Here is a 12,275-nt window from a genome sequence, read left to right on the forward strand (position 1 = left end):
AGGATCAACTGTCCTGACGGGTGATATCGGTGATCAGAACGCTTTGCACATCGGCCCCGAGCTCCTTGCGCGCCACGTCGTTCAAGGAATTCCGGAGGATGGAAAGCATGTCGGACTTCGTGAACGCGCCGTTGAATCCACCCATGTTGGCATGGTCAAACAGAACTTGCAGAAAGGCGTCCCGCAGCCTGGGTTCCCGTTCATACACGACGTCTCTCATCGGGATTCGGGTCTCGATGCTCAGCGAAAGCACCACGAGCGACGCAACCTTTTCGTCTTCGATGACGGGAATGACGAACTGGTTGTTGAGCTTGACGAATTCGGTGTCTGTTTCGTCGCGGCCGATGTCGGCCGGCTTCCGTTCCGTACCCGGTCTGGCGTCCTCGGTTCCGAGCTCATCGGTCGGCGAGAGGACCAGCGCCGCGCCGACGCCTGCGCCGATACCCAGTATCAGCATGAAAACGGGCAGAAGTTTCAACAGCATGTCCTGTCCCTAGAACGGCAGAACCGTATCGAGTATCTGCTGGCCATACCGCGGTTGCTGCACATCGGTGATCTGACCGCGCCCGCCGTAGGAAACCCGCGCGGAGGCAATCTTGTCGTAGGTGATCTCGTTCTGGCGGGAAATGTCTTCCGGCCGCACATAACCGGTGACAAGAAGTTCGCGAAGCTCGAAATTCACCCGCAGTTCCTGCGTTCCGGAAATCGCGAGGACACCGTTCGGCAACACGTCGACAATGGTCGCCGCCACCCGCAGCGTCAGCTTTTCGTTGCGCTTGACCGATCCTTTGCCCTTGGTCGCGCTGCTGGAGCCGAGCCCCACCGCCTGGGCCATCGACGCGCCTTCCGGCAGGCTTTCATCCAGCCGTTGCGGCAATCCCAACAGGTTGGGCACCTTCATGGATTCCTCGCCAAGACGCGACCGCTGCGTGTCGTTGCTGATCTCGGCCTTCTCGTCGATTTCGATGACCACGGTCATGATGTCGCCCTTGCGCACCGCGCGCCGGTCGCCAAGCAGAGATTGACGTCCTCCGCTCCAGAGCGAAGCCTGATCGACGCTCCGCTGCGGCTGGGTCTGAAGGGGCAGGCCGGGCATGAGCATCGCCACATGTTCCGGCGTTTCGGTATTCGAACTGAACGAAGGCGCCTTGCCGAGATGATCCATCCGACCGCAGGCGGTCATGGCCAGAATGGCGGTCAATCCCACGAAACTTTTGAAATTCGGCTTGTGCATTATTGAACCTCTATGGATCCGTCGCCCGAAATGCGACCTGTCACGGTTGTGCGCGATGACAGGTTCATCGCGCGGATGGTTTCACCCAATGCGCCGCGCCCCAGCGCGCGCCCTTCGGTTTCGATGCGCAGCCCGCCCTTGAAGAAGACGAGCGTCACCACGTCATTGTTGCTGACGATGGCCGGCGGTCCGACATCGCCGGTGCGGACCGGCCGTCCGGGATAGAGCGCCACCCTTGCTTCCTGACCGACAAGGTCGCGCGGATCGGACAGGGCGCCGTCGATCTCGACCTCCTTGGGCACGAGATCTTCGGCGGCGATGATCTCCTTGGCGCGGATGGTGCGCGCCGGAACTAGGATGTCGGCTTTCAGTTCGAAGGCCGCCAGCGACATCGCGAGAAGAACGAGGTGCCTCATCATCGGATCTGCGTCGTCGCGCCCATCATCTGATCCGCCGCAGATATGACCTTGGCGTTCATTTCGTAGCCGCGCTGCGCTTCGATCAGTTCGGTAACTTCCCGCACCGCATCGACCGAGCTGGCTTCGAGATATCCTTGCCGGAATGTGCCGAGCCCGTCTTCACCCGGAGTCGCAACGAGGGCCGGTCCCGAAGCCTCGGTTTCCACGAACAGATTGCTCCCGATCGCCTCCAGGCCCTTGGCGTTGGTGAAACCGGCGATCGAAAACTGACCCAGAAGCTGACCCTCGGGCGTTTCATCGAAATAGGCATAGACCTCTCCCGACGCGTTGATCGAAATGCTGCGGGCATCCGTGGGGATCACGATCTCGGGCGCCACCGCATGCCCGTCGGACGTGACGATCATGCCTTCGGCGGATCGTTTCAGACTGCCATCGCGTGTATAGGCGGACTGCCCTGACGGCAGCGTCAGTTCGAGATAGCCCTTTCCCTCGATCGCGATGTCCAGATCGTTGCCGGTTTCTTCCAGCGTTCCCTGGGCCAGATGCACCGTCACGGAACTCGGCCGGACGCCAAGCCCCAGCTGCACCCCGGTCGGAAGAACCGTGCCGTCCGACGCATTCACCGTTCCCGCACGCGATACCTGTTGATAGTGCAGGTCGGAGAATTCCGCGCGGCGGGCGTTGTAGCCGGTCGTGTTCATGTTCGCGAGATTGTTAGAAATCGTTTCCACCCGCAGCTGCTGTGCACTCATTCCGGTGGCGGCAATACTCAGGGCACGCATAGGATTCTCCTTTGCTGGTTACTTGATCAGGGTCTTCACGGCGTTCCTGATGCGCTGGTCTTCGGTGTCCAGAAAGCTCTGGCCCATTTCATAGGCGCGCTGGATCTCGATCATGCGGGACACCTGGAGGATCGCGTTGACGTTGGACCCTTCGACGAACCCCTGCAGGACGGTTGCCTGTTCCGCCGGTTCGAAACCGCCGTCGGCCCGGAACATGACGCCATCCTCGCGGATCATGCCCAGCTGGTCGACGGGTTGCACCAGGCCGATCTGGCCCAGAACGCGCCCCTTGGCGCTGATCGTGCCGTCGGCCGCGACACTGATGTCGGCGGCGTCCGGCGGCACGAAGATCGGCGCCCCGCCCGAATCCAGCACCCGGTGCCCGTTCGGGTTCACAAGGTCGCCATCGGCATTCGGGGAAAAGCTGCCGGCACGAGTGAGCCGTTCGCCCGCCGGCGTTTCGAGAAGGAAGAAGCCGTCGCCTTCGATCGCGAAATCGAAACTACCGTTGGTCTGGGTCAGACCTCCCTGATCCATGGAGGTGTTGCGCACGCGCGCCTCGCTCATCGACAGGGACGACTGGTCCGGGGCGGACTGCACGTATTCCGAAAAGATCAGCCCTTCCTGCCGATAGCCGGTGGTCGCGGCATTGGCGATGTTGTTGGCCACGATCCGCATTTCACGCATCAGGCCCGATTGGCGGGACAGCGTGACATATCCGGCAGCTTCCATCAGGAACCTCCGACAATCAGGGGAATGATGTGGCCGTCAAAGAACGCGACCAGCGCCTGGGTCATGAATCCCATGGACAGCCAGAACACGATCACGATGGCCGCCAGTTTCGGAACGAACGTCAGGGTCATTTCCTGGATCGAAGTCAGGGCCTGGAACAGGCCGATCACCAGCCCCGTGACCAGGGCCACGGCGAGTATCGGGATCGACACGACGACGGCGACCCAAAGGCCCTGTCGCAACGTGTCATAGAAAATACCCTCGGTCAGCATGTCACACCGGCATCCGCAGGATTTCCTGGTAGGCTTCGACCACCTTGTTGCGCACCGTTACCGCCGTTTCCACGGCCAGTTCGGTCTGCGCGAGCGCCTGGACCAGCGCGTGGGGATCGGCGTCGCCCGTCATGGCGGCCAGGGCGGTGTCTTCACTGCGCTGCAACGTCGCGGCGAAATCCTGGAACGCGGACCGGATCTGCGATCCTGCTCCCTCCGCGTCCGGATCGACCCGGGTGGCGGGGCGGGCCGCCGCATAGTTCTGCATCGCCGAAAGACTGCGAACATCCATTCTGGATCTCCCTTATTTACGCAACAGGTCCATCAGGCTCGACGACATCTGCCGCGACTGATCGAACATCTTCAGATTGGCTTCGTAACTGCGCTGCGCCTCGCGGGCGTCCGCGATCTCGAGCATCAGGTCGACATTGGACCCTTCGTAGTGACCGGTTTCGTCCGCCATCGGGTGCGATGGGTCGTAGATCCGTTCCAGGTCGCTCCTGTCCAGCTTCACAGGGCCGGCGAAAACCTCCGCGGCGCCGTCCGGGCCACGCACGGTTTCAAAAGACACGGTCTTGCGGCGATAGCCCGGCGTGTCCGCGTTCGAGATATTCTCGGAAACGTGCCGCAACCGGGTCGCCTGCGCTTTCAGCGCGCTGGCCGAAACCGACAGGGCCCTGGAAAATTCGCTCATCCCGCCGCTCTCCCTCAGGCCCGGCCGAGGCTGGCGCGCAGCACGTTGAGAGACGACTTGTAGATGGCGAGCGCCCGGTCGTGCTGACGCTTGGCTTCGATTCCTTTCATCAGTTCCAGCTCGACGGACACGGAGTTTCCGTTCGGGTCCGTCTGTGAATCGGTCTGAAAGCTGTTCCACCCGGACTGGCCGTGCGTGCCGTTCATATGGCCGGTCCGGCTGGCACGCATGCCGGTTTCACCGTCGCTGCCATAGACCTGCGCAAAGGGCGCAATATCGCGCGCCTTGAACCCAGGCGTGTCGGCGTTCGCCATGTTTTCCGCGACGACAGCCTGACGCTGCCCTGCGTGGGTTGCCATGGCGTACGCGGTCTTAAAGACGTTCAATCCCTGGAACATCGGGGCTTCTCCCTCGATCAATTTCAATCAAGGCTTAACCCCGATTCGTTTAGAAACTGTTGTCAGTGAACAAAACGGGATCGCATCCATGACGATGAACCTGAAAACCCTGAAAACCGAAATTCGCAAGGCGCGCCTATCGCGGCCCGTCGGTCGCGTCGTTGGCGTGCATGGCGGTTCGATTCGCATTTCCGGCCTGGCGCAGGACGCGCATATCGGTGACCATCTCGTGCTCAGGCGCGATCCCGGCACGCCGCTGGGAGGAGAGGTTCTTCAGATCGACGGCGACTGCGTCTACATGCTGCCGGACTCGGCCGCCGACGGGGTTGCGATCGGCGACCGCGCCGTGCTGCACGCGATCCCCGCATTCGCCCCCGGCGACAATTGGATCGGCCGGGTGGTCGACCCCTATGGCCGCCCGCTCGACAGCAAGCCCCTGATGCCGGGTCCCGTGGCCCGGAACCTTGTCGCGCCGCCGCCGCCCGCCGTGGACCGGCGACCGCTCGGGGAACGGGTGGCGACAGGCCTGTCGGTCCTGAACACGATCCTGCCCGTCGTGCAGGGGCAGCGGGTCGGACTCTTCGCCGGCTCCGGCGTCGGCAAGTCCAGCCTTCTGGCGGACCTGGCGCGGAACATGCAGGCCGATGTCGTGGTGATCGCCCTGATCGGCGAGCGGGGCCGGGAAGTGAACCACTTCGTGGACCATGTGCTCGGACCCGAAGGCATGAAGCGGGCGGTGGTCGTCGCGGCGACTTCGGACCAGTCGGCCCTGACCAGGCGCCGTTGCGCCTGGGCCGCCATGTCCGTCGCCGAACATTTCCGGGATCTCGGGCTCAATGTTCTGTTCCTCGCGGATTCGGTGACGCGATTTGCCGAGGCGCACCGCGAAATCGCGGTTTCCGGCGGGGAGGCCCCGGCGTTGCGCGGCTACCCGCCTTCGGTCACGCCGCTGATCACCGCGCTGTGCGAACGCGCCGGACCGGGCCGCGCGGACCAGGGCCATATCACCGCCGTTTTCAGCGTCCTGGTCGCGGGCTCGGACATGGACGAACCCATCGCCGACATCCTGCGCGGCGTGCTCGACGGGCATATCGTACTGGACCGCGACATCGCGGAGCGCGGCCGTTTCCCCGCAATCGACGTCGGGCGGTCCGTTTCGCGCAGCCTGCCCGGCGCCGCCAGCGAATCCGAAAACGCCTTGATCCAGGACGTCCGCAAGATGCTGGGCGCCTACGAACAATCCGAAGTCATGATCAAGGCCGGTCTCTATTCCGAAGGCTCCGATCCGACGCTGGATCAGGCGATCCGGCTCTGGCCCGAACTGGACGCCTTTTTCGCCAAACCCGATCCGACCGGCATTCAGAACAGCTTTGACCGGCTCGATCTGATCCTGCGGCGCGCGGGCGGCACACCGGCCAGGCGAAAGCCCTGAATTTGGCGGTCAGCCGCCGAAAAACGAAATCCAGCGGCAGTTGAGTTTGCCGGGCAAAGCGCCTATCTCGGCAGGAACTCCGCAGGGGCGGAGAGACGAGGAACCCGAACTTGGCCAATCATCTTTATCAGAACGACCTGCCCGACGGGCTTGACCTGGGACCGATCGTTGCGATCGATTGCGAAACCATGGGGCTGAACCCGCACCGGGACCGGCTCTGCGTGATCCAGATGTCCGGGGGCGACGGCGACACCCATATCGTGCAGGTCGCGCAGGGTCAGACCGAAGCGCCCAATATCTGCGCCATGCTGGAAAACCCGGACGTATTGAAGCTGTTCCACTTCGGCCGGTTCGACATTGCCGCGATGTTCCACGCTTTCGGCGCGCTGGCGGCGCCTGTCTACTGCACCAAGATCGCAAGCCGGCTGGTCCGCACATACACCGACCGGCACGGGCTGAAGAACCTGACACAGGAATTGATCGGCGTGGACATCAGCAAGCAGCAGCAGATGAGCGACTGGGGCGCGGAGACGCTGACTCCGGCGCAGCTCGACTATGCCGCCTCCGACGTTCTCTATCTGCACCGGCTGCGCGACGAACTGAACGCAAGGCTGGCGCGCGAGGGACGGACCGAAATGGCGCAGGCCTGTTTCGATTTTCTTCCGATGCGGGCAAGGCTGGACCTGGCCGGCTGGCCGGAAACAGATATCTTCGCGCACGCATGAGCAGCACCTTTCAGGACACCGCCCGCCGCGTCATCCGGACGGAAGCAAACGCACTGGGTCTGCTGGAAAACAGCCTTGACGACTCGTTCGACCGTGCCGTCGACCTGTTGCTGAACGCACGCGGGCGCGTCATCGTCAGCGGCATGGGAAAATCCGGCCACATCGCGCGCAAGATCGCCGCCACCTTCGCCAGCACCGGAACTCCCGCGCATTTCGTTCACCCTGCCGAAGCCAGCCACGGCGATCTGGGAATGATGGCCCAGGGCGACGTGGCGCTGGTTCTGTCGAACTCCGGTGAAACGCCGGAACTGGCCGATCTCGTGGCCTATACCCGCCGGTTCGCAATTCCCCTGATCGGCGTCGCCGGCCGGCCGGAATCGACGCTCCTGAAACAGTCCGATGTCGCGCTTGTCCTGCCCGGCGCCGAAGAAGCCTGCGGAACCGGCATCGTTCCGACCACCTCGACCACCATGACTCTCGCGCTCGGCGACGCGCTGGCGGTGGCGCTGATGGAACATCGCGCCTTCACGCCGGAACATTTCCGCGAATTCCACCCCGGCGGCAAACTGGGCGCGCGCCTGTCGAAGGTCCGCGACCTGATGCATGTCGGCGACTCGCTTCCCCTGGTGCAAACGGACTCCCCCATGAGCGACACGCTGATCGAAATCAGCCGGAAAGGGTTCGGCGTCGCCGGGGTCTGCGGCACGGACGGTGCCCTGGCCGGAATCATCACGGACGGGGACCTGCGCCGCAAGATGGACGGGTTGCTGTCCCATAACGCCGGCGAGGTCATGACGGCCAACCCGACCACGATCGGTCCGGACGCATTGGCCGAAGAAGCGGTCGCCGTCATGAACCACCGCAAGATCACCTGCCTTTTCGTGGTCGATCCGAAAGGGCCGCCAAAGCCTCTGGGGCTGCTCCACATCCATGACTGCCTGCGGGTCGGTCTGGGTTGAAACGGGGTCCCGGATGGACAGGTATTCCCGCGCGGTCACCTTTCTCAAGGTTCTGCTGCCGCTGACCGCGCTGGCGATTCTCGCGACCGTCTTTCTTTTGTCCCGCACCGACGACCCGATCGCGAACATCCCCTTCGCCGACGCCGACATGACCGCCCGCATCAAGGACCAGCAGGTCACGAAACCCTTCTTTTCGGGCACGACTCCGAAAGGCGAGGAAATCATGGTGACAGCGGATATCATCCGCCCCGGCGGCGCGGGGCAACCGGGCGCGGCCGTCAATCTCAGCGCGCGTCTGAATTTGCAGGATGGCAGGCAGATCACACTGGATTCAGACGAAGGGGTCATTGATACGGCCGCCGACACGGCGACCTTCGACGGCAATGTCCGGATCGTGACATCGACCGGACTCGTGGTTCAGACCGAAAGGCTGATCACGGCACTCTCCGGGATCCGCGGCAACACGCCGGGCACCGTGACCGGCACCGGACCGATGGGAGACTTCACGGCGGGAAGGATGCAAATCGATGCAGAAAACGGCGACGGCGACGTGCACATGCTTTTCAAGAATGGCGTTAAGCTGATATACACGCCCGAAAAGCCAGAAAGATAATTCGTGTTCCGAGTTTCCGCCCTGATCCTGTGCCTCGTATTCGCGCCCGGCATCGCTGTGGCACAGGAGACGAAAGTGGCGTTCGGAGCGATCAAGGCCGACCCGACCCTGCCGGTCGAAGTCACGTCCGACACGCTTGACGTCAATCAGTCGGACGGGTCCGCCGAATTCATTGGCAACGTGCTGGTGGGACAAGGGGTGATGCGCCTGTCGGCCGACCGGGTTCTGGTGATCTACGACCAGGAGGCGGGCGGCATCGAGCAGATGCAAGCCACCGGCGACGTGGTTCTCGTGAACGGACCCGACGCCGCGCAGGCGGACCGGGCCGACTATAGCATCGCGTCAGGGGTCATCGTGATGACCGGGGACGTCCTGCTGACCCAGGGACGGAATGCCCTCACCTCCGAAAAGATGACGGTGAACCTGACGACGGGCACCGCCAACATGGTCGGCCGGGTCAAGACGGTTCTACAGCCCGGTGAAGACAATTGACGCCACCCGAACTGACAGTCACCGAAGGCTCCTCCGGACTGCGGATCGAGCGGTTGCGCAAATCCTACCGCAAGCGGGTCGTCATCCGGGACGTCACCATGTCGCTGGACCGAAGCGAGGTGGTGGCCTTGCTGGGGCCGAACGGGTCCGGCAAGACGACCACCTTCTACGCGATCGCCGGACTCGTGTTTCCCGAAGCCGGACGCGTGACCATCGACGGGCAAACCGTCACGTCCTTGCCGATGTATCGCCGCGCCCGGCTGGGAATCGGCTATCTTCCGCAGGAAATGTCGATCTTCCGCGGCCTCAGCGTGGAAGACAACATTTCAGCCGTTCTCGACATATCACAGAACGACCGCCACAAGCGGCGCGAGCGGCTGGAGGAACTGCTGTCCGACTTTTCGATCGAGCATCTCCGCCGCGCGCCCGCGCTGGCCTTGTCGGGCGGCGAAAGGCGCCGCGTGGAAATTGCGCGCTGTCTCGCGGCGGACCCGAAATACCTGCTTCTTGACGAACCCTTTGCCGGGGTCGATCCGATTTCGGTCGGGGACATACGCCACCTCGTCGCGGATCTGAAAAAACGTGGCATCGGGGTGCTGATCACCGATCACAACGTGCGCGAGACGCTCGAGATCGTGGATCGCGCCTATATCCTGCACGATGGTCAGGTCCTGATGTCCGGAACCCCTGCCGAAGTGGTGGAAAACGAAAACGTGCGGCGGGTGTATCTGGGCGAGAATTTCCGGATCTCCTGACCGGCCCCTCCGGCCATTGAACAAGTTTCGATTCCGGCCGGAATGACGCGGCTTTTGATTGACAGTCGCCCCGACTGTCGCCTCAAATGGGGCCATGGCAAATGCACCGTCTGATGCTGTCTCTGAATCGGCCTTCCCCCGAAGGATCGGCGATATGCCACAGACCGCATGGCCAACCCTCATCACGCGGCAGTAACGTCTCATGGGCTTGATGCGCCATGGTGCCAGGTGAATAATGCGAAGGAGAGCATATGCGTTACCAAATCAGCGGAAAGCAGATCGACATAGGAGAAGCTCTGCAAACGCACGTGAAATCGGAACTGACCGAGGTCGTGCAGAAATATGCGCAGCGTCCGACGGATGCGAATGTCATCTTTTCTCGCTCTGCCAGTGAGTTCGCCTGCGAAGCCACGATCCATCTGTCCACTGGTCTGACAGCGACCGCCAAAGCGCAAGCGCATGAAATCTATGGCGCTTTCGAGAAATGTGCCGACAAGCTGGAAAAGCAGCTGCGCCGCTACAAGCGCCGCCTGAAGGACCATCACAAGGATCGCACCGAACCGGTTGAACTCTTCGGCGCGTCCTCTTATATCCTCGCCTCGGAAGATCTGGCCGACGAAGCCGAGCCCGACACGCTCCAGCCGATCATTGTCGCCGAGATGGAGACACAGATACCGTCGTTGTCTGTGGGCGAAGCAGTGATGCAAATGGAGTTGGCGGGCGCGCCAGTGCTGGTTTTCCGGAACGAAGGCAAGAAGGGGTTGAACGTGGTGTACCGTCGCGAGGACGGAAACATCGGCTGGATCGACCCCTGAAGCCAGAATTTTGGCCCGCGCGCCTGACAGGTGCCAGTGTGGAGACGATGACAAATGGATCTGTCCGGCATCCTAAAGCCAGAAGCCGTAAAGGTGTTTGCGGCGGCTTCCAGCAAGAAACGCCTGTTTCAGGAATTCGGCGACATAGCGCATGGCGTCCATGGACTCGATGCCGCCGCGACCGTCGAAGCGCTGCTTGAACGCGAAAGCCTTGGCCCGACAGGTGTGGGCCATGGCGTCGCGCTTCCGCATGCGCGGCTGCCGAAGCTGGATCGGGTCGTGGGGGCGTTCATTATGCTGGAAAAGCCGATCGACTTCGGTGCCGTCGACAGACAGCCGGTCGATATCGCCTTTGCCTTGTTCGCGCCCGAAAACGCGGGTGCGGAACATCTGAAAGCGCTCGCACTGGTGTCGCGCACCCTGCGCGAATCCGCGCTCTGCTCCAAACTGCGCGCAAACCCCGATCCAAGCACTCTCTACGCGCTGCTGACCGGGTCCGAATCCGTACAGGCTGCCTAGGCTTTCCGCCAGGGGCCGAATCCGAACATCATGTAATCCCGCCGGTAGACATCCGCGACGCGCGATTCCAGCGAGCCGTCGTAGATATCGGCAAGGCGGCAGGCCGCCGGCGGCGCTCCGCCAAGGTCCCGAAACGTCGGGACCGACGTTTTTTCCGGTAGCAGAAACGGCAGCATCCGGGGCAGTTCGCTGTCTCTCAGGATGTGATCGGGCAGTGCGAACGCACCGAAATTCGCCAGGGCCGCCGCCTGCGTGCCCCAGGCCGGATCCAGGCGAACCGCCGTTTGCCCTGCGATACTGGTCTTCACGAAACCGAGAAAGGCGTCGAAAGCCTTTCGGTGGACCGCGCGGGCAAGGCTTTCCCCTTCTGGGTGATCCGGCAGATCGACATCGCATTGCCGCCGCAGGATCTGTCGAACCTGCGGGTTCGATCCGGGTCCGGCATTCAGAGCCTGTTCGCAGAACACCGCATGCGCCCGCGCGACCGGATGTTTCAACACGGTGAAACTGCGATGCGCGGGATGTTCGCGTTTCCACTGGCGCAGCTGCTTCTGCGACAGACCGGTCGGCAGGTCCTGAACGCCGACCCCATCCAGCTCCGCCATCCAGGTAAGGACGGCCGCATCCGCTTGCCCGCACAAAGGCATGTAGATCAGTCCGGACCGCGACGCGGCGACATAGGTCGGAATCCCCGGTCCGCGCCGGGGTTCGAAATTCGGGGTGCGGGTCAGATCGAAGCGATCCAGCCGTTCCAGCGCCGCCGACATCTCCGCGAAATTCTCCACCCTCTGATCGATCGGCACCGGATTCTGCGGTTTCAGGCTCTGATCGAGGCGACACAACCGGCCGGAAACCCCAAGCCATTTCGCCAGCCCGTTGAGGATCTCGATCTCCTGCAGGTCTTCATAGGCAAGATAGAACGCCGTCTGGCCGCTGATCTGCAGCCGGTTCAGGATCCGAAGTTGAAACGCCTGCAGTTCCCGGACATGGGTTTCGAACTCGGTCCCGTCGAAAACCGCCTGACCGGCCTTCCGGCGGTTCGCATCCGTGAGTTTCCACTGCCCGGTCGCCTGTGCGATCTTCAGCGAAAGATAGCTGTCCAACGGGTTTCGCGTCAGAATGATCTTGGCGCAACGGGGATCGTCCAGAAACAGGTCGAGCGCGCGCGGGTCATGATCGTGAAAGAAGCGAAAGCCGCCCAATCCGTCCGGGTCTTGCCGGATCGCGTCGATCAGCCGGGCAGGGTCCGTGTCCCTCTGCGCCCGCGTCACCTTCAGAATTTCCTGTCGCCTGGGATATCCGATGAAATGCGGATTGAACGCTTCCCCGTGGCAGGACAATCCGTCGATGGCATTCAGGTTGGTTTCCAGGAAATTGGACCCGGTGCGCATTTCCGCAAGCAGCACGAAATAGTCGAAGGCGCCGGACATCCCG

At 62.6% G+C, this 12,275-nt stretch carries 18 protein-coding genes; 8 read left to right on the plus strand and 10 right to left on the minus strand.

Annotated elements, in window-relative coordinates; all coding sequences use genetic code 11:
• Nucleotides 1–4: 4 nt before the first annotated feature.
• Genes QO034_RS01105 through QO034_RS01145 form a run of 9 tightly spaced genes read right to left on the minus strand, consistent with a single transcriptional unit; the run spans nucleotide 5 to nucleotide 4,531 of the window.
• A complete protein-coding gene (locus QO034_RS01105) occupies nucleotides 5–484 on the minus strand; it encodes a flagellar basal body-associated FliL family protein (protein WP_284483648.1) in 480 nt (159 codons plus the stop codon).
• 9 nt (nucleotides 485–493) lie between these two features.
• Nucleotides 494–1,234 carry a flagellar basal body L-ring protein FlgH gene (gene flgH / locus QO034_RS01110; RefSeq protein ID WP_284483649.1) on the minus strand — a complete coding sequence of 247 codons (741 nt, stop codon included), beginning with the start codon at nucleotides 1,232–1,234 and terminating at the stop codon, nucleotides 494–496.
• Nucleotides 1,234–1,650 (minus strand): flagellar basal body P-ring formation chaperone FlgA, encoded by a 417-nt coding sequence (flgA, locus tag QO034_RS01115; RefSeq protein ID WP_284483798.1) that lies wholly within the window; start codon nucleotides 1,648–1,650, stop codon nucleotides 1,234–1,236. The genes flgH and flgA overlap by 1 nt, the downstream gene beginning before the upstream one ends.
• Complete coding sequence (flgG, locus tag QO034_RS01120; protein WP_284483650.1) at nucleotides 1,650–2,435, minus strand: flagellar basal-body rod protein FlgG; 786 nt, start codon at nucleotides 2,433–2,435, stop codon at nucleotides 1,650–1,652. Before flgG ends, flgA begins: the two co-directional genes overlap by 1 nt.
• Before the next feature lie 18 nt (nucleotides 2,436–2,453).
• On the minus strand, nucleotides 2,454–3,167 hold the full coding sequence (locus QO034_RS01125) for a flagellar hook-basal body complex protein (protein WP_284483651.1): 714 nt from the start codon (nucleotides 3,165–3,167) through the stop codon (nucleotides 2,454–2,456).
• The gene (locus tag QO034_RS01130) at nucleotides 3,167–3,439 is read right to left on the minus strand and encodes a flagellar biosynthetic protein FliQ (protein WP_284483652.1); all 273 of its coding nucleotides are present in this window, start codon (nucleotides 3,437–3,439) and stop codon (nucleotides 3,167–3,169) included. Before QO034_RS01130 ends, QO034_RS01125 begins: the two co-directional genes overlap by 1 nt.
• Nucleotide 3,440: 1 nt before the next feature.
• Nucleotides 3,441–3,731, minus strand: a complete 291-nt coding sequence (gene fliE / locus QO034_RS01135; RefSeq protein WP_284483653.1) for a flagellar hook-basal body complex protein FliE — start codon at nucleotides 3,729–3,731, stop codon at nucleotides 3,441–3,443.
• Nucleotides 3,732–3,743: 12 nt separating this feature from the next.
• Complete coding sequence (flgC, locus tag QO034_RS01140) at nucleotides 3,744–4,133, minus strand: flagellar basal body rod protein FlgC (protein WP_284483654.1); 390 nt, start codon at nucleotides 4,131–4,133, stop codon at nucleotides 3,744–3,746.
• A gap of 14 nt (nucleotides 4,134–4,147) precedes the next feature.
• The gene (locus QO034_RS01145) at nucleotides 4,148–4,531 is read right to left on the minus strand and encodes a FlgB family protein (RefSeq protein ID WP_284483655.1); all 384 of its coding nucleotides are present in this window, start codon (nucleotides 4,529–4,531) and stop codon (nucleotides 4,148–4,150) included.
• Between the two features lie 88 nt (nucleotides 4,532–4,619).
• Between QO034_RS01145 and QO034_RS01150 the strand changes: the two genes are divergently transcribed.
• The 8 genes from QO034_RS01150 to QO034_RS01185 all read left to right on the plus strand — a co-directional run bounded on the left by QO034_RS01150 (nucleotide 4,620) and on the right by QO034_RS01185 (nucleotide 10,841).
• Nucleotides 4,620–5,963, plus strand: coding sequence for a FliI/YscN family ATPase (locus tag QO034_RS01150; RefSeq protein WP_284483656.1), 1,344 nt, complete (start codon nucleotides 4,620–4,622; stop codon nucleotides 5,961–5,963).
• A gap of 110 nt (nucleotides 5,964–6,073) precedes the next feature.
• Nucleotides 6,074–6,688 (plus strand): ribonuclease D, encoded by a 615-nt coding sequence (locus QO034_RS01155; RefSeq protein WP_284483657.1) that lies wholly within the window; start codon nucleotides 6,074–6,076, stop codon nucleotides 6,686–6,688.
• A complete protein-coding gene (locus QO034_RS01160) occupies nucleotides 6,685–7,647 on the plus strand; it encodes a KpsF/GutQ family sugar-phosphate isomerase (RefSeq protein WP_284483658.1) in 963 nt (320 codons plus the stop codon). The genes QO034_RS01155 and QO034_RS01160 overlap by 4 nt, the downstream gene beginning before the upstream one ends.
• A gap of 13 nt (nucleotides 7,648–7,660) precedes the next feature.
• On the plus strand, nucleotides 7,661–8,260 hold the full coding sequence (lptC, locus tag QO034_RS01165; RefSeq protein WP_284483659.1) for an LPS export ABC transporter periplasmic protein LptC: 600 nt from the start codon (nucleotides 7,661–7,663) through the stop codon (nucleotides 8,258–8,260).
• Nucleotides 8,261–8,263: 3 nt separating this feature from the next.
• The gene (locus tag QO034_RS01170; protein ID WP_284483660.1) at nucleotides 8,264–8,752 is read left to right on the plus strand and encodes an LptA/OstA family protein; all 489 of its coding nucleotides are present in this window, start codon (nucleotides 8,264–8,266) and stop codon (nucleotides 8,750–8,752) included.
• Nucleotides 8,749–9,507: an LPS export ABC transporter ATP-binding protein gene (gene lptB / locus QO034_RS01175; RefSeq protein WP_284483661.1), complete on the plus strand. Its 759-nt coding sequence runs from the start codon at nucleotides 8,749–8,751 to the stop codon at nucleotides 9,505–9,507. Before QO034_RS01170 ends, lptB begins: the two co-directional genes overlap by 4 nt.
• Before the next feature lie 251 nt (nucleotides 9,508–9,758).
• Nucleotides 9,759–10,322, plus strand: a complete 564-nt coding sequence (gene hpf, locus QO034_RS01180; RefSeq protein ID WP_284483662.1) for a ribosome hibernation-promoting factor, HPF/YfiA family — start codon at nucleotides 9,759–9,761, stop codon at nucleotides 10,320–10,322.
• Nucleotides 10,323–10,376: 54 nt separating this feature from the next.
• Nucleotides 10,377–10,841 (plus strand): PTS sugar transporter subunit IIA, encoded by a 465-nt coding sequence (locus QO034_RS01185; RefSeq protein ID WP_284483663.1) that lies wholly within the window; start codon nucleotides 10,377–10,379, stop codon nucleotides 10,839–10,841.
• On the opposite strand, the gene QO034_RS01190 is transcribed toward QO034_RS01185, so the two are convergent.
• A complete protein-coding gene (locus tag QO034_RS01190) occupies nucleotides 10,838–12,271 on the minus strand; it encodes a nodulation protein NodH (RefSeq protein ID WP_284483664.1) in 1,434 nt (477 codons plus the stop codon). The two genes, QO034_RS01185 and QO034_RS01190, sit on opposite strands and share 4 nt — an antisense overlap.
• Between the last annotated feature and the right edge of the window lie 4 nt (nucleotides 12,272–12,275).

It is taken from the genome of Sedimentitalea xiamensis, assembly GCF_030164465.1.
GTDB classification, from domain to species: domain Bacteria; phylum Pseudomonadota; class Alphaproteobacteria; order Rhodobacterales; family Rhodobacteraceae; genus Sedimentitalea; species Sedimentitalea xiamensis.

What these genes read in the sequence shown, in the direction of transcription:
- QO034_RS01105 (WP_284483648.1), bottom strand. Translation starts at nt 484, where the DNA reads ATGCTGTTGAAACTTCTGCCCGTTTTCATGCTGATACTGGGTATCGGC.
- flgH (WP_284483649.1), bottom strand. Translation starts at nt 1,234, where the DNA reads ATGCACAAGCCGAATTTCAAAAGTTTCGTGGGATTGACCGCCATTCTG.
- flgA (WP_284483798.1), bottom strand. Translation starts at nt 1,650, where the DNA reads ATGAGGCACCTCGTTCTTCTCGCGATGTCGCTGGCGGCCTTCGAACTG.
- flgG (WP_284483650.1), bottom strand. Translation starts at nt 2,435, where the DNA reads ATGCGTGCCCTGAGTATTGCCGCCACCGGAATGAGTGCACAGCAGCTG.
- QO034_RS01125 (WP_284483651.1), bottom strand. Translation starts at nt 3,167, where the DNA reads ATGGAAGCTGCCGGATATGTCACGCTGTCCCGCCAATCGGGCCTGATG.
- QO034_RS01130 (WP_284483652.1), bottom strand. Translation starts at nt 3,439, where the DNA reads ATGCTGACCGAGGGTATTTTCTATGACACGTTGCGACAGGGCCTTTGG.
- fliE (WP_284483653.1), bottom strand. Translation starts at nt 3,731, where the DNA reads ATGGATGTTCGCAGTCTTTCGGCGATGCAGAACTATGCGGCGGCCCGC.
- flgC (WP_284483654.1), bottom strand. Translation starts at nt 4,133, where the DNA reads ATGAGCGAATTTTCCAGGGCCCTGTCGGTTTCGGCCAGCGCGCTGAAA.
- QO034_RS01145 (WP_284483655.1), bottom strand. Translation starts at nt 4,531, where the DNA reads ATGTTCCAGGGATTGAACGTCTTTAAGACCGCGTACGCCATGGCAACC.
- QO034_RS01150 (WP_284483656.1), top strand. Translation starts at nt 4,620, where the DNA reads ATGACGATGAACCTGAAAACCCTGAAAACCGAAATTCGCAAGGCGCGC.
- QO034_RS01160 (WP_284483658.1), top strand. Translation starts at nt 6,685, where the DNA reads ATGAGCAGCACCTTTCAGGACACCGCCCGCCGCGTCATCCGGACGGAA.
- lptC (WP_284483659.1), top strand. Translation starts at nt 7,661, where the DNA reads ATGGACAGGTATTCCCGCGCGGTCACCTTTCTCAAGGTTCTGCTGCCG.
- hpf (WP_284483662.1), top strand. Translation starts at nt 9,759, where the DNA reads ATGCGTTACCAAATCAGCGGAAAGCAGATCGACATAGGAGAAGCTCTG.
- QO034_RS01185 (WP_284483663.1), top strand. Translation starts at nt 10,377, where the DNA reads ATGGATCTGTCCGGCATCCTAAAGCCAGAAGCCGTAAAGGTGTTTGCG.
- QO034_RS01190 (WP_284483664.1), bottom strand. Translation starts at nt 12,271, where the DNA reads ATGTCCGGCGCCTTCGACTATTTCGTGCTGCTTGCGGAAATGCGCACC.